17 protein-coding genes are annotated in these 21,596 nt (G+C 66.0%); 11 read left to right on the forward strand and 6 right to left on the reverse strand.

The window, feature by feature from the left end; all coding sequences use genetic code 11:
• Position 1 precedes the first annotated feature (1 nt).
• The 5 genes from R2N03_RS13350 to R2N03_RS13370 all read left to right on the forward strand — a co-directional run bounded on the left by R2N03_RS13350 (position 2) and on the right by R2N03_RS13370 (position 5,047).
• Positions 2 to 538 carry a F0F1 ATP synthase subunit delta gene (locus R2N03_RS13350; protein WP_009239555.1) on the forward strand — a complete coding sequence of 179 codons (537 nt, stop codon included), beginning with the start codon at positions 2 to 4 and terminating at the stop codon, positions 536 to 538.
• A gap of 73 nt (positions 539 to 611) precedes the next feature.
• Positions 612 to 2,153 (forward strand): F0F1 ATP synthase subunit alpha, encoded by a 1,542-nt coding sequence (gene atpA, locus R2N03_RS13355; protein ID WP_004628633.1) that lies wholly within the window; start codon positions 612 to 614, stop codon positions 2,151 to 2,153.
• 64 nt (positions 2,154 to 2,217) lie between these two features.
• A complete protein-coding gene (gene atpG, locus R2N03_RS13360) occupies positions 2,218 to 3,093 on the forward strand; it encodes a F0F1 ATP synthase subunit gamma (protein ID WP_316658128.1) in 876 nt (291 codons plus the stop codon).
• A gap of 42 nt (positions 3,094 to 3,135) precedes the next feature.
• The gene (gene atpD / locus R2N03_RS13365; RefSeq protein ID WP_024542535.1) at positions 3,136 to 4,539 is read left to right on the forward strand and encodes a F0F1 ATP synthase subunit beta; all 1,404 of its coding nucleotides are present in this window, start codon (positions 3,136 to 3,138) and stop codon (positions 4,537 to 4,539) included.
• A gap of 91 nt (positions 4,540 to 4,630) precedes the next feature.
• Positions 4,631 to 5,047 (forward strand): F0F1 ATP synthase subunit epsilon, encoded by a 417-nt coding sequence (locus R2N03_RS13370; RefSeq protein ID WP_316658129.1) that lies wholly within the window; start codon positions 4,631 to 4,633, stop codon positions 5,045 to 5,047.
• An 83-nt stretch (positions 5,048 to 5,130) separates the two neighbouring features.
• Here the strand turns inward: R2N03_RS13370 and R2N03_RS13375 are convergent, their stop codons facing one another.
• A complete protein-coding gene (locus tag R2N03_RS13375; RefSeq protein ID WP_316658130.1) occupies positions 5,131 to 7,437 on the reverse strand; it encodes a DUF6600 domain-containing protein in 2,307 nt (768 codons plus the stop codon).
• 559 nt (positions 7,438 to 7,996) lie between these two features.
• Between R2N03_RS13375 and R2N03_RS13380 the strand changes: the two genes are divergently transcribed.
• From R2N03_RS13380 to R2N03_RS13390, 3 genes are read left to right on the forward strand one after another with little or no spacing between them, the layout of a single operon-like run.
• Positions 7,997 to 9,151 (forward strand): RsiV family protein, encoded by a 1,155-nt coding sequence (locus R2N03_RS13380; protein ID WP_316658131.1) that lies wholly within the window; start codon positions 7,997 to 7,999, stop codon positions 9,149 to 9,151.
• Between the two features lie 12 nt (positions 9,152 to 9,163).
• Complete coding sequence (locus tag R2N03_RS13385) at positions 9,164 to 9,625, forward strand: CoA-binding protein (protein ID WP_316658132.1); 462 nt, start codon at positions 9,164 to 9,166, stop codon at positions 9,623 to 9,625.
• Positions 9,626 to 9,681: 56 nt separating this feature from the next.
• Positions 9,682 to 10,641 carry an alpha/beta hydrolase gene (locus R2N03_RS13390; protein WP_316658133.1) on the forward strand — a complete coding sequence of 320 codons (960 nt, stop codon included), beginning with the start codon at positions 9,682 to 9,684 and terminating at the stop codon, positions 10,639 to 10,641.
• 9 nt (positions 10,642 to 10,650) lie between these two features.
• On the opposite strand, the gene R2N03_RS13395 is transcribed toward R2N03_RS13390, so the two are convergent.
• From R2N03_RS13395 to R2N03_RS13405, 3 genes are all read right to left on the reverse strand, one after another.
• Positions 10,651 to 10,854, reverse strand: a complete 204-nt coding sequence (locus R2N03_RS13395) for a DUF3562 domain-containing protein (protein ID WP_316658134.1) — start codon at positions 10,852 to 10,854, stop codon at positions 10,651 to 10,653.
• 172 nt (positions 10,855 to 11,026) lie between these two features.
• Complete coding sequence (gene pstS / locus R2N03_RS13400; protein ID WP_316658135.1) at positions 11,027 to 12,088, reverse strand: phosphate ABC transporter substrate-binding protein PstS; 1,062 nt, start codon at positions 12,086 to 12,088, stop codon at positions 11,027 to 11,029.
• Between the two features lie 354 nt (positions 12,089 to 12,442).
• Entirely contained in the window at positions 12,443 to 13,372 is a 930-nt protein-coding gene (locus tag R2N03_RS13405) for a sterol desaturase family protein (RefSeq protein ID WP_316658136.1), read from the reverse strand.
• Between the two features lie 243 nt (positions 13,373 to 13,615).
• Here R2N03_RS13405 and R2N03_RS13410 point away from each other — a divergent pair, with 243 nt between their 5' ends.
• Positions 13,616 to 15,418: a methyl-accepting chemotaxis protein gene (locus R2N03_RS13410; protein ID WP_316658137.1), complete on the forward strand. Its 1,803-nt coding sequence runs from the start codon at positions 13,616 to 13,618 to the stop codon at positions 15,416 to 15,418.
• A 36-nt stretch (positions 15,419 to 15,454) separates the two neighbouring features.
• Here R2N03_RS13410 and R2N03_RS13415 read toward each other — a convergent pair whose 3' ends face one another.
• Positions 15,455 to 16,288, reverse strand: a complete 834-nt coding sequence (locus tag R2N03_RS13415; RefSeq protein ID WP_316658138.1) for a bestrophin-like domain — start codon at positions 16,286 to 16,288, stop codon at positions 15,455 to 15,457.
• A gap of 135 nt (positions 16,289 to 16,423) precedes the next feature.
• Complete coding sequence (locus R2N03_RS13420) at positions 16,424 to 16,771, reverse strand: GFA family protein (RefSeq protein WP_316658139.1); 348 nt, start codon at positions 16,769 to 16,771, stop codon at positions 16,424 to 16,426.
• A 263-nt stretch (positions 16,772 to 17,034) separates the two neighbouring features.
• On the opposite strand from R2N03_RS13420, the gene hemE reads away from it, so the two are divergent.
• Together hemE and R2N03_RS13430 are read left to right on the forward strand one after the other, a co-directional pair.
• Positions 17,035 to 18,129 (forward strand): uroporphyrinogen decarboxylase, encoded by a 1,095-nt coding sequence (gene hemE / locus R2N03_RS13425; RefSeq protein ID WP_316658140.1) that lies wholly within the window; start codon positions 17,035 to 17,037, stop codon positions 18,127 to 18,129.
• A gap of 583 nt (positions 18,130 to 18,712) precedes the next feature.
• On the forward strand, positions 18,713 to 21,010 hold the full coding sequence (locus R2N03_RS13430; protein ID WP_316658141.1) for a primosomal protein N': 2,298 nt from the start codon (positions 18,713 to 18,715) through the stop codon (positions 21,008 to 21,010).
• Positions 21,011 to 21,596: the final 586 nt, after the last annotated feature.

Genomic DNA, 21,596 nt, shown 5'->3' on the forward strand with positions numbered 1-21,596 from the left:
CATGGCAGAACTCGCAACCGTTGCCCGTCCGTACGCAGAGGCGCTGTTCCGCGTGGCGAAGGCCGGCAATCTGGGTGCATGGTCTGAGCTCGTGTCGGAAATGGGGCAAATTGCCGCCGTGCCCGACATGAAGGCAGTCGCCGATGATCCGAAGCTCTCCAAAGCCGATGTGGCGGGGATCTTCCTGTCGGCGCTGAAATCTCCGGTATCGCATGAAGCAAAGGAACTGGTTGGCCTGCTGGTGGCCAACAAGCGCCTGTCGTTGCTGCCGGAAATTGCCGCGCAATTCCATGTGCTGCGGAATGCCAGCGAAGGCGCCGCCGACGTCGAGATCACCAGTGCGTTCCCGCTTGAGGGCGCGCCCCTGACCGAACTGGTCGCCACGCTCGAACGCAAGTTCGGCAAGAAGCTGCAGGCTCACGTGAGCGTCGATCCTTCGTTGATCGGCGGCGTGCGTGTGCAGATTGGCGACGAAGTGCTCGACACCTCGGTGCGCGCGCGCCTGACGCAGATGCAGTCTGCGCTGACCGCCGCGTAATGCTGTTTTGCGAGGCGCCGATGCCATCGACGATATCGCGCCCGCAGACAGATTGAAGAATTAGGAGCATTCGATGCAACTGAACCCCTCCGAGATCAGCGACCTGATCAAGACCCGTATCGAGGGCTTGAAGGCTGGCGCTGACGCAAAGAACACCGGCACGGTCATCTCCGTGACGGACGGTATCTGCCGCATTCATGGCCTGTCGGGCGTGATGCAAGGCGAAATGCTGGAATTCCCGGGCAACACGTTCGGCCTCGCGCTGAACCTCGAGCGCGACTCCGTCGGCGCTGTGGTGCTGGGTGAGTACGAGCACATTTCCGAAGGCGACGAAGTCAAGTGCACGGGCCGCATTCTGGAAGTTCCGGTTGGCCCGGAACTGCTGGGCCGCGTGGTCAACGCACTGGGCCAGCCGATCGACGGCAAGGGCCCGATCAACGCCAAGAAGACGGACGTGATCGAGAAGGTCGCCCCGGGCGTGATCGCACGTCAATCGGTGAGCCAGCCGGTGCAGACCGGCCTGAAGTCGATCGACGCAATGGTGCCGATCGGCCGTGGCCAGCGTGAGCTGATCATTGGCGACCGCCAGACCGGCAAGACCGCCGTGGCCGTCGACGCCATCATCAACCAGAAGGGCAAGGGCATCTTCTGCGTGTACGTGGCAATCGGCCAGAAGGCTTCGACGATCGCCAACGTGGTGCGCAAGCTCGAAGAGCACGGCGCGCTGGAATACACGATCGTGGTGGCGGCTGCCGCTTCGGACTCGGCTGCCATGCAGTACCTGTCGGCCTATGCCGGCTGCACGATGGGCGAATACTTCCGCGACCGCGGCGAAGACGCCCTGATCGTGTATGACGATCTGACCAAGCAAGCTTGGGCGTACCGTCAGGTTTCGCTGCTGCTGCGCCGTCCGCCTGGCCGTGAAGCTTACCCGGGCGACGTGTTCTACCTGCACTCGCGCCTGCTGGAGCGTGCTGCACGTGTGAACGCCGAGCACATCGAGAAGATCACCAACGGTGAAGTCAAGGGCAAGACCGGTTCGCTGACGGCACTCCCCGTGATCGAAACGCAGGCCGGCGACGTGTCCGCGTTCGTTCCGACCAACGTGATCTCGATTACCGACGGCCAGATCTTCCTGGAAACCGACCTGTTCAACGCAGGTGTGCGTCCCGCAATCAACGCCGGTATTTCGGTGTCGCGTGTGGGCGGTGCCGCGCAGACCAAGGTCATCAAGAAGCTGTCCGGCGGTATCCGTACCGACCTGGCTCAGTATCGTGAACTGGCTGCGTTCGCGCAGTTTGCCTCCGACCTGGACGAAGCGACCCGCAAGCAGCTCGAGCGCGGCCGCCGCGTGACCGAACTGCTCAAGCAGCCGCAATACCAGCCGCTGCAAGTGTGGCAGCTGGCCGCGTCGCTGTACGCAGCCAACAACGGCTTCCTCGACAACGTGGACGTGAAGGACATCCTGGCTTTCGAAAAGGGCCTGCACGACACGCTGAAGACGAAGTACGCCGATCTCATCAACCGCATCGAAGATACGAAGGATCTTTCGAAGGACGATGAGGCCGCCCTGCGTGCCGCGATCGAGGATTTCAAGAAGTCCGCCGCGTTCTAACCGCGTCATTCCCTGAACTGGCCACGCTTAGCCTGCGTGGCCAGGTCGGAACGGAGAGAGTGAAATGGCCGGAACAAAAGAAATCCGCACCAAGATCAAGAGCGTCCAAAACACGCGCAAGATCACCAAGGCGATGGAAATGGTCGCCGCATCCAAGATGCGCAAGGCGCAGGAACGGATGCGTGCTGCCCGCCCGTACGCCGAGAAGATCCGCAACGTGGCTGCGCACATGGCGCTGGCCAATCCGGAGTACAAGCACCCGTTCATGGTTGCGCGCGACGTCAAGCGTGCCGGCCTGATCGTGGTGACGACGGACAAGGGCCTGTGCGGTGGCTTGAACACCAACGTGCTGCGTGCCGTCACCACCCAACTGCGCGATCTGCAGAACAAGGGCGTTGAGACACAATCCACTGCCATCGGTACCAAGGGCATGCAATTCCTGGGCCGCATCGGTGCGAAGGTGGTCTCGAACGTCGTGCACCTGGGCGACACGCCGCACCTGGAAAAGCTGATCGGCGCAATCAAGGTGCAACTGGACGCGTTCAACGCTGGGCAGATCGATGCCGTGTACCTCGCGTACACCCGCTTCATCAACACGATGAAGCAGGAGCCGGTGGTCGAGCAGCTGCTGCCGCTGACCGCCGACAAGCTCGCGCAGAGCGACGCCGAGAAGCAGGCCTACTCGTGGGATTACATCTACGAGCCGGACGCACAGACGGTGGTCGACGAGCTGCTGATCCGCTACGTCGAGGCGCTGGTGTACCAGGCGGTGGCCGAGAACATGGCGTCCGAGCAATCGGCCCGGATGGTGGCGATGAAGGCGGCTTCGGACAACGCAAAGAACGTGATCGGCGAACTGCAACTGGTCTACAACAAGACCCGTCAGGCAGCGATCACGAAGGAACTGTCCGAGATCGTCAGCGGCGCAGCGGCAGTCTGATAGCCACGGCAAAGAATCAAGTTATTGGAGATACAAATGAGTATCGCAAACGGAAATATCGTGCAGTGCATCGGCGCCGTGGTGGACATTCAGTTCCCGCGCGACGCGATGCCGAAGGTCTACGACGCGCTGGTGCTGGATGACAGCAACGACGCTTCGTTCGCCGAGAAGGGCCTGACCTTCGAAGTGCAACAACAGCTGGGCGACGGCGTGGTGCGTACCATTGCGCTGGGTTCGTCCGACGGTCTGCGTCGCGGCATGCGCGTGGCGACCACCGGCGCGCCGATCTCGGTGCCGGTTGGTCACGGCACGCTGGGCCGCATCATGGACGTGCTGGGTCGCCCGATTGACGAAGCCGGCCCGATCGCCTGCGACGAAAAGCGCGCGATTCACCAGAAGGCCCCGAAGTTCGACGAGCTGTCGCCGTCGGTGGACCTGCTGGAAACCGGCATCAAGGTGATCGACCTGGTCTGCCCGTTCGCCAAGGGCGGTAAGGTGGGTCTGTTCGGTGGCGCCGGTGTCGGCAAGACCGTGAACATGATGGAGCTGATCAACAACATCGCCAAGCAGCACTCGGGCTTGTCGGTGTTTGCTGGTGTGGGCGAGCGTACCCGTGAGGGCAACGACTTCTACCACGAAATGAAGGACTCCAACGTGCTCGACAAGGTGGCCATGGTGTTCGGCCAGATGAACGAGCCGCCGGGCAACCGTCTGCGCGTGGCGCTGACCGGCCTGACGATGGCCGAGCGCTTCCGTGACGAAGGCCGTGACATCCTGTTCTTCGTCGACAACATCTACCGCTACACGCTGGCCGGTACCGAAGTGTCGGCACTGCTGGGCCGTATGCCTTCCGCCGTGGGCTATCAGCCGACGCTGGCTGAAGAAATGGGCAAGCTGCAGGAACGTATCACGTCGACCAAGACCGGCTCGATCACGTCGATCCAGGCCGTGTACGTGCCTGCCGATGACTTGACCGACCCGTCGCCGGCAACGACCTTCCTGCACCTGGACTCGACCGTCGTGCTGTCGCGTGACATCGCTGCACTGGGTATCTACCCCGCAGTGGATCCGCTCGACTCGACGTCGCGCCAGCTCGACCCGCAAGTGGTTGGGCAGGAGCACTACGAAGTCGCCGACCGCGTGAAGAAGACGCTGCAGCGCTACAAGGAACTGCGCGACATCATCGCGATTCTGGGCATGGACGAACTGTCGCCGGAAGACAAGCTGGCCGTGGGCCGCGCCCGTAAGATCCAGCGTTTCCTGTCGCAGCCGTTCCACGTGGCAGAAGTGTTCACGGGTTCGCCGGGCAAGTACGTGCCGCTGAAGGAAACCATCCGCGGCTTCAAGATGCTGGTGGACGGCGAGTGCGATCACCTGCCGGAACAGGCGTTCTACATGGTCGGCTCGATCGACGAAGCCTTCGAGAAGGCCAAGAAGCTCCAGTAAGAGCAACGTCTGGCACCGCGCGTAAGCCGGGGCCAGTACTGGCTTCCTGAAGCCCATTCAGGAAGCCGCTTTTCTGAGCAAAGGAATCGAGATGGCAACCATTCATGTAGACGTCGTCAGCGCTGAGCACGAGATCTTCTCCGGCAATGCCAAGTTCGTGGCACTGCCCGGCGAAGCCGGCGAGCTGGGCATTCTGCCCGGCCACACGCCGCTGATCACGCGCATCAAGCCGGGCGCCGTGCGCATCGAGAAGGAAGACGGCGGCGAAGAGTTCGTGTTCGTTGCTGGTGGCATTCTCGAAGTGCAGCCGAAGAAGGTGACCGTGCTGGCCGACACCGCGATCCGCGGTCACGACCTGGACGAAGCCAAGGCGACCGAAGCCAAGCGTGCGGCCGAAGAGGCGCTGCAGAATCAGAGCAGCGACATCGACCTGGCCCGCGCGCAGAGCGAACTGGCCGTGGCCGCTGCGCAGTTGGCAGCGATTGCGCGCCTGCGTCGCAAGCGCTAAGCGTCGGTTCGCACCGGTCCGCTGCTGGATCGGTACGCCCCGAAAGAAAAAGCAGCCCGCATGGGCTGCTTTTTTTTGCCTGCTCAGCGGCGGTCTTCCTCGCGCCGCGGATCATTGTGACTGCCCTGCTGCGTTGGCGGATACGGCGATGCGGGCGCGGCCTCGCGGTGCTCGATGTGCGGCGGCTGAGGCTGGCCCGGGTGGGGTTCCGGACGCGGCAGCGGCTGCGAAGGATGGATCTCAACCGGACGCGGTGCTTGTGGTGCCGGGCGCGACGCACCGAAGCCCGGTTCGGGCTGCCGCGGCTGCGCTTGCGGAGCGTTATGGGGGCGTTCCCGCGGCCCAAGCGGCTCCGACAGACCATGCTGCTGCGTCGGCGGTTGACCCTGCACGGGGCGCCGATCTTCGCGAGGCATGACCTGCTGTGGCTGGGGTCGCGTCGTCATGCCGCCAGGCCCTTGCGGTGGCAACGACGGCTTGGGCAAGGCCGCCCGCTCTTCGCCGCGGGGCTCCCGCGGCTGCACCGCACCGGGCTGTTGACCAGGTCGCGTCGAGGTGCCGGGGGCCATCAGCGCCTGCGGACCGTGCGGTCGCAACGCATCACGCGGGTTGGGCCCGGCGCCCGGGGCGGACGGCTCGTTGTTGGGGCGAGGTGACTCAGCCCGCGGTCCGCTGCTGGGGGGCACCGCGTGCGTCAGGCGCAGCCCAGCCGCCTGTGCACCGGCAGGCATCGGGCGGGCGTCTGCTCGGGCAGGTGCAACCCCCGGGGCCGGGCGCGGGAGCAGCGTGCCGCCTGTCCACGCGGGGCCTGCGCCGGGCAGCGTGCCGCCTGTCCACGCGGGGCCTGCGCCGGGCAGCGTGCCGCCTTGCGCGTGGAAGCGCTCAGCCAGGGCATCACGGCCACCCGCCGCGACCTGGGGCGCCCGCACCGCGATCGCCTGCCGCGCGAACACCTGCGCCGGTGGCAGCGGGTGCGCGCTCCTGGCGGCGGCTGCGCCCACCAGGCTCGCCTTGACCGGGGCCAGCGCCGGCGTCGACACGATCTGCGCATGCGCCAGCTGCGCACGCATCAGCTCGGGCCGAAGTGTCGTCATCGCCGGGCCAACCGGTTGCCCGCTTACGAAGGTCTTGGCCGGGACCGCCGTCAGCGCGGCCGGGTTGCGGGCATTGACGTACGTGATCCTGTTCACATTGGTGATGTTGGTCACGTTGTTGTTGATGATGGTCTTGTTGATGGTGACGTTGTTCACCACCGTGCGATTGATGTTGGTCACGTAGGTTGGGCTGGCGGCGTAGACCGGGCGATACGCTTCACCCGGCGCGAGCGGGAACCACGCCACGCCCGGCGATCCGATGGAGATGTTGATGCCCCAGCTGACTCCCCCGCCGCCGCCGCCGCCCACAAAGCCGACCAAGGCCGGTGCGTACACCGGGCGCGGCACCACCGGCCCGGGGACCCAGCACCAGGTCGTGCCGACGTACGCCCAGCGGCCGTAGTGGAACGGCGCAAAGCCCCACGGTTCATCGTCAACCCAGGTCCAGCCCCATGGCGCAACCCAGGCCCAGTGGCCGGTCCGGTAGGGCGCCCAGCCGACCGGCACGGCGCGCGGGATCCACACGGCGCCGTAGCCGTCTTCCTCGCGCCACGTGCCGTAGTCGTCCAGCGCTTCATAACCGGTCATCTCGCGACCGACATAGCGGGCGGCAACCGAAGCGTCTTCGCGGGCGTCGCGCGATTCAGCCCAGCGGTCGAAACCATCGCGGCCAGGATTGTCCATGCCGCCCACTTCGGACAGATCGGTCCCCGCGAAGCGCACCTGCTGGCCCGCGTCCAACGGTGTGGAACGGTTATCGCCATAGGCCGTCCCCTGGCCATGCCAGACGGTCACGGTGGTGCTGGAGCCGTCCGGCGCGACGTCGAGGCGGTATTCGCCGGGTGCCTGCGGTGTGAAGGCCAGGTTGGGCGTATCGATCTCAACCGTCTGGTCTGGCGGCAACGCTCGCACGCGCACCGATAGCGCGCCCTGGGTCAGCTTGACCTGGGTGTTGCGATCGTCCAGATCGACCAGTGTGGCACCGGTGTTTTGGCCCAATCGCAGTGCGGTGGAGCCAACGTGCAGTTCGGTGCGGCTGCCCTGGTCGGACCAGAGCCGGTCGCCGGTGGTGAAGGGACGATTGAGCGTAGCGCCTGCCCAGTCGTCGGACCCGGCGGGCGCGAAGCTCACGGCGCCGGAGAAATCCGACAGCCGCGCCACACGCGATGCCGGATCGGCCGCCATCGCGGCCTGTGCGCCGCACACGAGCAGCACGGCAGCGATGCCGACCGCGCGCAGCACGTGCGGTAACCGCGCGCCGCAGAGATGGCGAGAACTGCGGGAAGGAGTGGACATGATGAGCCCTCGTTTTTGTCGCGGCCCGTGCCGCATGGATGTCTCCATTAAACGCAGCAACCCAGTCCATGCCGACCTAGCTTTGTAAGAGGGTGTATCCCCGTGCAGGGCTGGCAAGGGCCCTGACAAGGCGCATGGCAGCCCCCAGTGGCGCACAGATTGCGAAGGCAAAAAAAAGCGCGCGGGCCGGGGAGCACCGCGCGGACGGGAAATCCCTTCGAGGGGTCAATTCGAAAGGGAGGGGTAATCAGGCACCGGGATTCGCGTCTGGCCGATGTCGAGAGGGATCCCGACTCGCGCACAACAATTGGACACAAACGCTCGGTGCGATGGCATTGTGGGCGACGGGGGAGGGCGAAGGCGTAACAAAGTGTGTCGGATTGCAATCGAATGCAAGTGTTGCAAGCGGCGCCGCCAGGCTGCGAAAAGGCGGTGCGTCAGGCCGGTTTCGGAACGTCTGCTGCGCTTGCACAGTCACACCCGTTCGCGGCGCGAGGCAGGCAGAGCGCGTAGAGACGGGGGCCGGCGGGATGTCGCCTACGCCAGGGGTTCGAATTTCATGGAGGGCGGTGTGCAAAGGCATGCAGCGGGTGCGACGGTGCGGGCGTCAACGGGCGCAGGCGTTTTTGTTACCTTGATGACGGCACTCTGCGGGCCGGCAGGCGCACATGGCGCCACAGAAGCGGCTTCCACGCCACCTTTGGCAGCCGAAAGTACCCCAGTCGTCTCCTCGGTTGTGGCATCCGCGCCAATGGCGACGCTTGAAACATCGAAGGAGATACGCGCGCGCCACGCCGGTAGCTTCTGGCGCGGTACGGTGGGCCCAGGGGGCGACAGCCCGGGGTGGCGTGTCTGGTTGAGCGTGTACGACCCACCACCCGCAGCGCAGGAAAAAGGCAAGGATCCCGTCGCCGAGACCCTGACGGGCGAGGCGTACGACGATCGACCGCAGGGGCGCACCCTCTGGAACATCGAGGGGCGCAACGCCCCCGAGCGCCGGTTCGTGTGGCGCGAACGGGCGGATGCCCTCGACACCGACGGGCAGCCGATCGTGCGCGAAGGCGGAACACTGTCGGGCGTGCGGTCTGCCGACGGCGCGAGCGCCACGGGCACCTGGAGCGACGGCGGGCGTAGTCAGCCCTTTGCGTTGAAACGGGCGGCGCAGTATCGCGAGATCACGGGTGTCTCGGGTCAAGCCAGCATCACGGAGCGCTACCCCGTCACCGGAGACGCGGCGGTTGACGCACTGGTGCAATCCTTGCGCATCAGCCGTTGCGATCCGTACGACACCCAGTGCGTCGTTCGCATCAGCGCCGCTGACTTGGGCGACACCGTCAGCCTGCTGCGCATGGTCTGGGCCTACAGCGGTGGCGCGCATGGCAACTACAGTTTCACGGCTGGAAACTGGCGGCGGGGCGCGCAAGGCTTTCAGCCCATCACGCTGGCCGACGTGCTGAATCCGTCGCCGGCCTGCCTTCAGGCGCTGAACACGCAGCTTGTCGACGCCCTCAAACGCGAAGGCGCGCCCGAAGCCACGCGCGGCGCCCTCCAGGAGAAGGATCTGCGTTCCGCCGCGTTTCCGTTTACGCTGCAAGGCGACCGCATCGTCCTCCATTACGGGCCGTATGAAGTCGGGCCCTACTCGGCGGGGGCCTTCCATGCCGCCGTGCGGCTCGACGATCTCGGCACCGCATGCCAGCGGCCCACCACCTGAACGCATAGAACCATGTCAGCCAATCCTTCCTATGTCGACGAGCAGGCCACCATGCGCGGGCTGCTCTCGGGCAAGACCATCGCCGTGGTGGGGCTCTCGCCGCGGCCGACGCGCCCGAGCTATGACGTGGCGCGTTACCTGCAGCAGGCCGGCTACCGGATCGTGCCCGTCAACCCGCAGCATGCTGGCGAGGACGTGCTCGGTGAGCCCTGCTACGCCACGCTGACCGAGGCGGCCACGACCCTGGCTGCGGCGGGCCAGCGCATCGATCTGGTTGATATCTTCCGGCGCGCCGAACACGTGCTGCCCATCGTGCAGGAGGCGATTGCCGTGGGTGTGGGCGGCATCTGGGTGCAGCTCGGCATCGTCAGCGACGAGGCGATGGCCGCCGCGCGCGCGGCGGGCATTCCGGCCGTGCAGGACCGCTGTACCAAGATCGAACACTGGCGGCTCGGCATCGGCCAGCCTGGCTGACAGCATCCCGGCTGTCGCGCGCTACACTTTGGCGCTCATTGCAACCTGCGCACATCATGGCCGTCGATCCGCAAATCCTGCAGTTCTATCAACGCGTTGCCGAGCACTTCGGCGCCTTGCCGCCTCCGGAAGATGCGCCGGCACAGCGCGCGCGCTTCGAGGCGATTGCCGCGCTCTCTGATCGGCCCGATCCGGAAGGCGTCGACGTTTCGGACCTGAGCCTGCCGCTGGCCGGCCGCACGCTCGATGCCCTCGTCTTTCGCCCGAAAGGCGTGGCGGCGCCGCGCCTGATCGTATGGTTCCACGGCGGCGGATGGGTCGTCGGCGCACCGCGCACGACGCATCGCATGCTGACGGCGCTGATCGCGCAGGACACGGGCTGCGCCGTTGTGAGCGTCGATTACCGGCTCGCGCCGGAGCATCCGTTCCCCACGCCCGCAGACGACGCACGCGACGCGCTTGCGTATCTCGCCGAACATCGCGTGCGCCTGGGCTTCGATCCGGACTTCCTGGCCGTTGGCGGCGACAGCGCTGGCGGACATCTCGCCGCGCAGGCAGCGCAAGCCGTGCATGCTGCCGTTCGCCCGGGCCTGGTCAATGCGCAGTTCCTCGTCTACCCCGTCACGACGCCCGCCTTCGGCAGCGAAAGCTACAACGCGTTCGCGCAGGGGCCCGGTCTCACGCGGGACGAAATGCGCTGGTACTGGGAGAAGTTCATCGGTGCAGACGCGCTCGACCGGCCGCTGGCGCAGCAGGACGCGCGCATTTTCCTGATGGCGCAGCCGCCGCGGCACACGCCGCCGGATACGCTCGTCATTGTGGCTGCGCACGATGTGTTGCGTGACGATGGCCTGCGGTACGCCGATTACCTCGTGCAGCACGGCGCGCAGGTCATCACCATCGAAGCTTCGGGCATGACGCACGCCTTTGCGCGCATCCAGTTTGAAGCCGAACGGGCACGTGAATGGATGCGCCGCGCGGCGCATGCATTCGTCGGGATGATCCGCGAGGAATGAGCGCAGGCATCAGCGCGGCGGCGTGCGGCGCTGGCGGAACGCGGCCATGACGCGCCGCGTGACGAAGAGTGCGAGGTAGTCGTGCACCCGGGCGTCCGAGGCCAGCGTGCGGAGGGTTTCCTGGTACTGGGCGCGGACGAGGTCGGCTGGCGCGCCGGTCTCCTGCGCGATCTTGTCGATCTGCTCGTTCTGGTCTGCGATGACGCTACCCATGGTGGCTTCCCGTCGTTGCTTTGGCAGTGACGCGTGAGCGTGACTCGCGCGACGAGTGACCACTATAGGCAACGCGCAGGAACAATCCAGCCTTGTTGCAAAGCTTTCAGCAGGCCCATTGCGGCGCATCAAAACGGTGCGCAGGCCGATGCGGACATGGCACCGGCAAGGGTCATTTTCCCCAGTTCGCGGGCATGCTCTGCAGGCCGATGGCGGCGCCCGAGGCATCCGTCACGCGCGCCAGCTCACGGTACGCGATCGCCTGCACGCGCTCGGGCAACGGCACGAATTTCGCACGCGCGGCCAGCTCATCGCCGTGGAAATAGCCCCAGGTGAGGAACTTCAGTGCCGCCAGCGTGCGCGGACCCGAGGCGCTCACGGCCGGCACGATGATGAAGGTGCCCATGGTGATCGGCCACGTTTCCGCGCCCGGCAGGTTGACCAGCGGCGCGGTGAAATCCCCCTTGCGGTTCCAGGCGCTCTGCACGACGGCCGCGCGGAAACCGCTCACCTGCGCACTGACGAAGCGGCCGGAGACATTGCGCAGCTGCACCGCGTTGAGATCGTTGTCGAGGACGTAGTTGTAATCGACATAGCCGATGGCGCCCGGGGCAGCCTGTACCGCCTTGACGACATCGCCGCTGCCCTTGGCTGCCATGAAGCTGGCCGGCCAGTTGATGCTCGACTTGGTGCCGTAGGTCGACTTCCACTCGGGGCTGACGGCGCTCAGGTAATCGGTGAAGTGGTAGGTGGTACCCGACCCGTCAGAACGCACCACCGGATGGATCTTCAGCCTGGGCAGCGTCACGCCCGGGTTCAGCGCACGCAGTTCGGGCGCGTCCCAGCTCTCGACCTTGCCGAGGAAGATCTGCGCCAGCAGCTCGCCGGTGAGCTTGAGCTGGCCGCGCGGCACGCCCGGCACGTTCACGAACGGTACCGCCCCCGTCACCACCGAGGGCACGCAGACGAGCCCGGCCTTGGCGGCTTCGGCGGCGGAGAGCGGCACGTCGGATGCCCCGAAATCCACCGAGCCCGCGCGGATGCGCTTCAACCCTTCTCCCGAGCCCACGGCGTCATAGCTGAGCGCCACGCCCGAGGATGCGGCATACCCCGCCGACCAGACGCGATAGACCGGCGCCGCGGCGGTCGAGCCCGCACCATGCACATCTGCGCGGGCGAGAACAGGCAATCCCGCAGCCGCGATGGCCAGGGCGACAACAACGTGCTTGAACATGGGAAGACTTGCGGAAGGCGGGACGTGTCAGGAAGCCCGCAATTGTAGCGACGCGGGCGTGACACCGCCGCATGCTGCGTGCATGGTGCGCATCTGCAACACCTGCAGGTGTTGCATCACGTTCCGCAAACGTTGGTCGCGGTAGGGGGTGGGATCGGCGATTTTGATTACGCCATTCGCCATGGTGGTCGGCCAGATGCGCCTGCTCGGCGAAGCGGGCGCCGAGTTCGGCAAAGCGCGTGGCGTCGGGCGGAGCCTTGGCGGCTCATGCATCGGGAATCGCGCCAGCTTCGGCGCATCGCCGTGGTCTACGCGCACCTCGCGCAGACGCTGCGCCCGCCGCTGGGCACCGGTTCAGTTGGCGGCAACGACAGGCGTGATGGCGGGCTCGTCGGCGATGAGCGCGGCGCGGCGGCGGAGGTCTTCGGTCGTCTCGCCGTTCCCGCCCGGCCGCCAGCCCGGCGGGCGAAACAGGTAGCCGAACACCTCGCCGGCCGAGCGCGCGCTCTTGATGTCACGCCAGAGCGCGCGCCAATGCGCGAATTCGATCGTCAGCAGATTGTAGGTGCGCATCGGATGCACGAGGCCGTAGCGGCACGGCACGTCCTTGCGTTCGGGGATGTACGTGCCGAACAGCCGGTCGAACAGAATGAGCACGCCGCCGTAGTTGCCATCGAGGTATTCGAGGTTGGACGCGTGGTGCACGCGGTGCGCCGAGGGCGTGTTCAGCACCCACTCCAGCGGGCCGAGGCGCGGAATCCACGTGGCGTGGGTCCAGAACTGGTACAGCAGGTTCAATGACAGCAGCATCAGCACGATGCGCGGCGGCATGCCCAGCAGCGGCGGCAGCGCAAAGAAGAGCAGGGTGCCCGTCAGCCGGCCCGTCCAGCCGAAGCGGTAGGCGGCAGACAGATTCAGGTCGTTGGGCGAGTGGTGGACGGCGTGGGTGCACCAGAACCAGCGCACGCGATGGGCGGCGCGGTGGTACCAGTAATAGCAGAACTCCTGGGCGAGAAAGCAGGCGGCCCAGCCGGTCCAGTGGTCCATCGGCATGGTCCACAGGCGGTGCTGGTAGATCCAGTCCATTCCCTGCAGCCAGAAGGCCAGGGGCAACAGCCAGCGCAGTGGGTACTCGCGTACCAGGAAATCCACCACCGAAATGCCCGCCGCCTTCCAGTCGTAGCGCTGCCAGCCGCGTCGCAGCGAAAGCACGATCGCCTCGGCCAGCGACGACACCAGCACGAGCACGACGGCAATCTTCAGGAGGGTGAACAGCACGGCCATGACGCGCGGCTCCGATAAGCGATGCCGGCGACGGTACTGCAACGCCGCAGGCGCCGCAATTGGGGCAGACACAGGCATCGGCACCAGACGGCCGGGCGCCATGACGCACCCTTGACTCAAGTTTGGTGGGCGCCGGCCGTAGCAGATGCAGTGGCCCCCGACAGCCTGCAATCGATCTGGAGGGCGCTACGGTCACACCCGTACGCAGTCCGGTTCACGCAGGACCTTTCTCCAAGACGAATCATGGTCTCCTCCCTTCGCTCCCGCATTCTCCTGATCTCGTCGGCCACCGTGATCGGCGCCCTGGCCCTGTCCGGCGCCGCCACGTATTCCATCGTGCGTTCCAACACGATGGAATCGATCGACCAGAACCTCGCTGCCATCGCCAGCGGCAATACGCTCGCCATCGACAAATGGGTCGCCGCCAAGGCGCAGGCCGTCAAGGCCACCGCCGGCGCGATCGAGCATGGTGATCCGCAAGGCTTCGGCAAGCTCATGGGCGATGCCAACGGCTTCCCCATCATCACGATCGGCTGGACCGACAAGTCGTTCATCTCCACCAGCGCCACCACGCCCAAGGACTACGACCCGACAGTCCGCCCCTGGTACAAGCAGGCCATCGCGGCCGGCAAGCTGCTCGTCACCAAGCCGTACGGCGACGTGTCGACCGGCGTGCCCTACGTGTCGTTTGCCGCGCCGCTCATGAAGAACGGCGAGGCGACAGGTGCGCTGTCGGGCGCCGTGCCGCTCGATGGCGTGCGTGAAGTGGTATCGGCGGTGCACCCCACGCCCTCGAGCCTGGCCTTCGTGGTCGCCAGGGACGGCCAGGTGATCGCCCATCCCGACGCCAAGCTGATGCTCAAGCCAGCGACTGACGTGGCCGCAGGGCTCAATGCCGATGCGCTCGCCAGCCTGGTCAAGGCGACCGCCCCGCTGGAGGTGGAGCTGGCCGGTGCGCCTAAGCTGCTCAAGGCACAGGCCGTGCAGGGCACCGACTGGTATCTGGTCATTGCGCTGGACAAGGCGGAGGCCACCGCCGGTTTGCGCAACGTCGTGCGTGCACTCGGCGTGGCCATGGTGCTGCTGACGCTTGCCGCCGTGGGCATCGCCGCGTTCTTTACCTCGCACTCGTTCCGCCGGCTGTCGCAGGTGCGCGATGCGATGGACACCATCGGCTCCGGCGGCGGCGACCTGACGCACCGCCTGCCCGTGGTCGGCAACGATGAGGTCGCGCAGATCAGCGCCTCGTTCAACACCTTCATCGACAAGATCGGGGAGGTGTTGTTCGACGTGCGTGCCAGCGTGGAGAACATGAAGTCCGCCACCGGCGAGATCGAGATGGGTAACCGCGACCTGTCCAATCGCACCGAGGCCTCGGCCAGCAACCTGCAGGAAACCTCGGCGGCGCTGACAGAGCTGACGACGAGCGTGAAGAACTCCGCCGATGCGGCCGTGCAGGCCACGCGCCTGGCCGGCGAGGCCAGCGATGCCGCCACGCGCGGCGGCGAGGTGGTCTCCAGCGCCGTGAGCACGATGGACGAGATCGCCAGGTCGTCAGCGCGCATCACCGAGATCATCGGCGTGATCGACAGCATCGCGTTCCAGACCAACATCCTCGCGCTGAACGCCGCGGTGGAAGCCGCTCGGGCCGGCGAGAACGGCCGTGGCTTTGCCGTGGTGGCCGGTGAAGTGCGCACGCTGGCGCAGCGCAGCGCCACGGCCGCGCGCGAGATCAAGGACCTGATCCAGGCATCGGAGGCCAGTGTGCAGACCGGCGCCCAGCGGGTGCAGGCGGCTGGCGCCACGATGCACGAGATCGTGGCCGGCATCGAGCGCGTTGCGCGCATCATCGGCGAGATCGATGGTGCGATGCACGAGCAGAGCACCGGGATCAGCCAGATCGACCGCAGCGTCGCCGAGATGGACCAGGCGACGCAGCAGAACGCGGCACTGGTGGAGCAGTCCACCGCCGCCTCGTCGATGCTGAATGAACAGGCGCACAGCCTGGCGCGGACGGTAGGCCTGTTCAGGTTGCGTGCCGGCTGAGTGCCGGACCTGCTGCGGCGCTCGCTGGGGAAGGGCTCAGTCCACCAGCGCCGAGAGTGTCGATGCGCTGATGGTTACGCTGCCCGCAAACGGGCGGTCGTGTAGCACCAGCAGGAAGAAGATCATCCCAAAGCCCGCGGTGAACAGCGTCAGCGCAATGCGGCGCTCGCGGGCAGCGGCCCGATGCAGCTCCGCGATCACGAAGGCGTTGGTGAACAGCAGCCATGCCATCGCCGCCAGCTTGACCCCGCTCAGCTGGCGCTTGGCCAGCTGCAGCCGTGTGGCACGCGCGTTTTCGATGGTATCCAGCCGCTTGGCGAGTTCGTCGAACTCGTGGGCGATATGCTGCGGCGCGTCGATCCGGCGGACGTCCACCGAAGTGATGGGCGGCGCCGTTGCGGTCTGCGGGCGCGCTGCCCACAGCGCCTCGCGCAGTTGCGTGAAGGCCCGGCCCGTTACCGGGCTGGCGCTGCGTTGCGCCATGGCCGGCCATTCGTCTTCGACGGCGCTGTGCACGTACGCCAGCAATGCGGTCCGGATGGGCGAGGCAAGGCTGATGGGCAGCGCATCGAGAATGCGCAGCGCCTCGGCGGCGGCAATGCCTTCGCGCTCCACGGCGGCTTCGGCGCGTGCGTTCTGCGTCCAGATATCGCTGGAGATGAAGCCGATGATCACTGCCGTCGGCACCAGCAAGCCCGTGAGGAGCGTGCCGATGATGTTGGCGCCGGGCCGGATCGGCCACAGGCGCGCCAGTCCGGCGGACCCCGCCGACGCGGCCGCCGAGACGAGCCCCAACGAAACGAAGCACACGGCCAGCAAGGCTGGTGTGGAAAGGGTGAAGAGCCAGCTGTAGTAATCGAAATGACGCATGGTGCGTGGCAGGTCCGCCCGGGACGATGGGGCGGGATGCTCTCACGCACGATTGGCCGGTTCAATCGGCGCACGGCCTTGCCGGCGCAAATGGTGATGGCGTCGCGCAGACTGATCGCTGCGTCTCAGGCTGCCCTAGCGCGCGCGTCCGTCGAAGTGCGTGACCGGCACGCTGGCCAGGTCGATGTCCTCCAGGCAGCGGATGTTGACGGCCGTCATCGGCGTGCCGTCGGGCATCACGCCTTCGCCATACGGATGAATGCCGCAGACCGGGCAGAACCGGTGCCGGATCATATGCTTGTTGAACAGGTAGGTGCTGGCGTTGGCCTCCGGTGTCAGCAGGCGGACTTGCCCCCGCGGCACAAACCACATCAGCGCGCCCTTGCGTTGGCAGATGGAGCAGTTGCACGCCATCGCGCTCTCCGGATGGCCTTCGACCTCGAACGCGATGCGTCCGCAGTGGCAGCTTCCCTTGTGTGTCATGCCGGGCTCCTTGGGGTGGTGGAATGGGCGCCGTTCACTATAGGAGCGTTCCTGTGCGATGGGCGGCGGGGGCGGCGAACTCAACTCAACTGGCACGCCGGGGCGTGGATGCCACAGCCGGCAAGGCTGCCGCGCGCGATCACGTGCCCGCAGTGAACCCAGAGATCGATCCAGCGCAAAAGGTCGTGTCGATAACGCGGATGCGCGAGCCAGTCTCGTCGACCCATCCCTTACAATGACGCCCTCCCCAAGAGTCCATCGCCATGTCCGCCCCGCTCGCCAACGACACCTTCCTGCGCGCCCTGCGCCGCCAGCCGACCGACTACACGCCGCTGTGGCTGATGCGCCAGGCGGGCCGCTATCTGCCCGAGTACAACGCCACGCGTGCGCGCGCCGGCAGCTTTCTCGGCCTGGCCAAGTCGCCGGCGTATGCGACGGAAGTGACGCTGCAGCCGCTGGATCGCTACCCGCTGGACGCGGCAATCCTGTTCTCCGACATCCTGACCGTGCCCGACGCCATGGGCCTGGGCCTGTCGTTCGCGCAGGGCGAGGGCCCGCGCTTTGCCAAGCCGGTGCGCACGGAAGCCGACGTGGCGGCGCTGTCGGTGCCGGACATGTCGTCGCTGCAATACGTGTTCGATGCCGTGGCGGAAATCCGCCGTGCGCTCGTGCAGGACGGCCGCCAGCGCGTGCCGCTCATCGGCTTCTCGGGCAGCCCGTGGACGCTCGCCTGCTACATGGTGGAAGGCGGCGGTTCGGACGACTTCCGCACCGTCAAGTCGATGCTCTATGCGCGCTCGGACCTGATGCACCGCATCCTGGAGATCAACGCGCAAGCCGTGATCGACTATCTGAACGCCCAGATCGAGGCGGGTGCCCAGGCTGTGCAGGTGTTCGATACCTGGGGCGGGGCGCTTGCCGACGGCATCTACCAGGAGTTTTCGCTGGCCTACATGGCACGCGTGGTGAAAGGCATCCGCCCCGGGGCCGACGGCCAGCGCGTGCCGGTCATCCTGTTCACCAAGGGCGGTGGCCTGTGGCTTGAAGCCATGGCCGAGACCGGCGCCGATGCGCTCGGCGTGGACTGGACGGTCAATCTCCAGCGCGCACGCCAGCGCACCGGCGGCCGTGTCGCCCTGCAGGGCAACCTGGACCCGACCGTGCTGTTTGCCGAACCGGAGGCGATCCGGGCGCAGGTGCGCCGCGTGCTGGAAGACTACGCAGCCGGTGGCGGCAGCGACGGCCACGTCTTCAACCTGGGACACGGCATCTCGCAATTCACCCCGCCCGAGGCGGTGTCGGTCCTGGTAGACGAAGTGCACAGCTTCAGCCGCGCGCTCCGTGCACGGGCCGGGTAACCCTTCGATGTTGCAGTGCGATGGCGTTTGAATTGAGTCGCTGCGGTGCGTGAAGCCGAGGGCACGGGTGAAATCCTCGCCGCTTTGGTGCAAACAGGGTGAGCGGCCACTCGCGTGCCGGGGCCACAGATTGGGCCCAAAGCGCTGTCAAGCGATTTATTTCGCACCTTTTTGTGCCGTACCGGGCTGTCAAGACTTGACTTATGCACAAAGCTGTCGCGGCTGGTTTTTTTCGCGGCGCAGCAGTGAGCGCGTCACGTCCCCATCATATAAGTATTTGATTTTTCTGGAAGAAAAGCGCGTGCGCGGAAATCGTGCAAGCTAGAAAAGAGCTTGATCTACCGCCCTTCGCGGGCACATCCGGCGACTTTTCAACAAAGTTATCCACAGCTTGTGTGGATAGCCTCGAAAAGGCGCCACCGATCATGGCGCCAAGACGCAAACCTCAAGTAATACTTGAACATCGTGCGGCGGGCGTGATCGCTGCGCCGGCAAGGTGCGACCGAGGCAACGCTTTACTGTGGCGGCCCATTGTCCGCCGCAACGCAACAATCCCTTTGCACTTCAACCGTTTGCGCTTCGCATGACCATTGCCCCCGTCGACGTCGTTGCGCCCCGCTCCGAGGTGTCGGCCGTCATCGCTCGGGTCGTGATCGACACGCCGCTCGACGCCGTGTTCGATTACCGCTGCATGCAGCCGGTGCTGCCTGGGCAACTGGTGGTCGTGCCGTTCGGCAATCGTCGCGTGGTGGCGCTGGTGGTGGAAACCGCCACCGCGACCGACGTCCCGCAGGACAAGCTGCGTGAAATCGAGCGCGTGCTCGACTGGGTGCCGCCGCTCGATGCCGAGTGGCAAGCATTGGCCGCGTTCGCTGCGGGCTATTACCATCGCGCCCTCGGCGAGGTGACGCTGCCGGCGCTCCCGCCGCTGTGGCGCACGCCCGCCAGTTGGGACAATCTTGCGCGCCACGCCACCGAAACCGTCTACGTCATGCGGGATTCGGCCCGCGCCGCGCTGCTCGACAGCGTGCCCAAGCGAGCCGCAGGCGCCATGCGCCTCGCGGAAGCGTTGACCGGGGACGGTGAGCTTTCCACCCATGCGGCCGTCGCCCTGCATGGGCAAGCCGTGGCAAAGCTGCGCGACTGGGCCGCGCTCGGCTGGGTGCGGCCGGACTTGCGGCCGAAAGCGCTGTTGCCGCAACCGCTCGAATTGCCTGCGCCTTCGGTCGCACCCGCCCTGAACGACGAACAGGCTGCCGCCGTGGCCGCCATTGCCCAAGCTGGCGCGGCTGGCACATTCAGCCCGTTCCTTCTGTACGGCGTCACCGGCAGCGGCAAGACCGAGGTCTACCTGCACGCCATCGCCGATGCCCTGGCGCGCGACCCGGCCGCACAGGTTCTGATGCTGGTGCCCGAGATCAACCTGACGCCGCAACTGGAAGCGCGCATCGCCGCACGTTTTCCCGGCGTGCCGATGGCGGCGCTGCACAGCGGCCTGGCCGAGCAGCCGCGTGCGCTGAACTGGCTGGCCGCGCATCGCGGCGAGGCCCGCATCGTGCTCGGTACGCGGCTGGCGATGCTGGCGTCGCTGCCCAACCTCGCGCTCATCCTCGTCGACGAGGAACACGACACCTCCTACAAGCAGCAGGAGGGGCTGCGCTATTCCGCGCGTGACCTGGCGCTATGGCGTGCCAAGCAGCGGAACATCCCTGTCGTGCTGGGCTCGGCCACGCCGTCGCTGGAAACCTGGTGGCGCGCGGAACAGGGCACCACCACGCGCCTGACGCTGTCGCAGCGCGCACAGGCGGAAGCGGTCCTGCCGCGCGTGTCGCTCATCGACCTCACCCTGGAACGCCGCAGTGGACGCGAGATTCGCGATGGGCTGTCCAAACCGCTCGTCGATGCGATTGCCGATCGTCTGGCGCGTGGCGAACAAAGCCTGCTGTTCCTCAACCGCCGCGGCTACGCGCCCGTGCTGTCCTGCGACGCGTGCGGTTGGCTGTCGGGTTGCCCGCGTTGCTCGGCGTACCTGGTGCTGCACAAGCCCGAGCGGCGCCTGCGCTGTCACCACTGCGGGTACGAATCCCGCATCCCCCATCACTGCCCCGACTGCGGCAACGTTGATATCGCCCCGCTCGGGCGCGGCACCCAGCGCATCGAAGAGACGCTTGGCGAACTGTTTCCGCAAGCCCGCGTCGCCCGCATCGACGCTGATTCCACCCGCCGCAAGGGCAGCGCCGAAGCGCTGTTCGACACCGTGCACGAAGGCAGCGTCGACATCCTGATCGGCACGCAGATGGTCGCCAAGGGGCATGACTTCCAGCGCGTGACGCTGGTGGGCGTGGTGGCGCCGGACCCCTCGCTGTTCTCACATGACTTTCGCGCCGGCGAGCATCTTTTTGCTTCGCTGATGCAGGTGGCGGGCCGTGCCGGCCGGGCCGGGCTGGCCGGCGAGGTGCTGATCCAGACGCGGTATCCGGATGCGCCGGCGCTGCAGGCGCTGGTTCGGCACGATTACGGCGGTTTTGCGCGCCAGTTGCTGCGGGAACGCAAGCAAGCCGGTTTGCCGCCGTTTGCGTATCAGGCGTTGCTCACTGCCGAGCACAAGGAGGTGGCGCGGGCGCTGGAATTCTTGGGGGCTGCGCGTTCGGCTGGTGAAGCCTTGGCAGCTGAATTGGGTGCGCCGGTGTTTCTGCATGATCCGGTGCCGATGACGATGGTGCGCTTGGCCAACCGGGAGCGGGCACAGTTGCTGGTGGAATCGGCGTCTCGGGCGGCTTTACAGAAGCTTTTGACGGCTTGGACTGAGGGGTTTGCGGGGATCGGCAAGACGGTGAAGGGGGTGCGGTGGCAGTTGGAGATTGATCCTTTGAGGATTTGAGGCTTGGTGGTCCATTCCTCTTTCGTTCCCTGCCGGGACCGACTCACTTTTCTTTGTCTTGCCAAAGAAAAGTAAGCAAAAGAAAGGCGCGCCCGAGATGGCGAAAGACTCCTTGAATTTGTGTGACCGTGCGGGGAAGGAGGCAAACTCGCTGCGCTCAGACAAGCCTCCTTCCTTATCCGCCCGCTCACAAAAATTCAAGGCGCCATCAAGGGCTCAACGTCAAAAGCAAAAGGCCAACCCGTCGTGAGGTTGGCCTTGTCGTTTGGGCTGGCGCCCAGAGGGTGTAGCTTTTGTCTTTGGACTTTCCCTGCCCTAGATGGCGCCTTGAATTTCTGTTGCAGGGAGGAAAAAGGAAGGGAAACTGTCTGAGCGAAGCGAGTTTTTCCCTTCCCCTCCCTGCGACATAAATTCAAGGAGTCTTTCGCCATCTCGGGCGCGCCTTTCTTTGCTTACTTTCTTTGGCAAGACAAAGAAAGTGAGTCAGCCCCGGCAGGGGATGAAACAGGGGATGCACCAAAAAAAACCCGGAGCCAAGACAAAAAAAGACGTCCAAAAAGCCCCCATCACCCTCTGCGGTTGCACC

The organism is Ralstonia condita, from assembly GCF_958405655.1.
Taxonomy (GTDB): domain Bacteria; phylum Pseudomonadota; class Gammaproteobacteria; order Burkholderiales; family Burkholderiaceae; genus Ralstonia; species Ralstonia condita.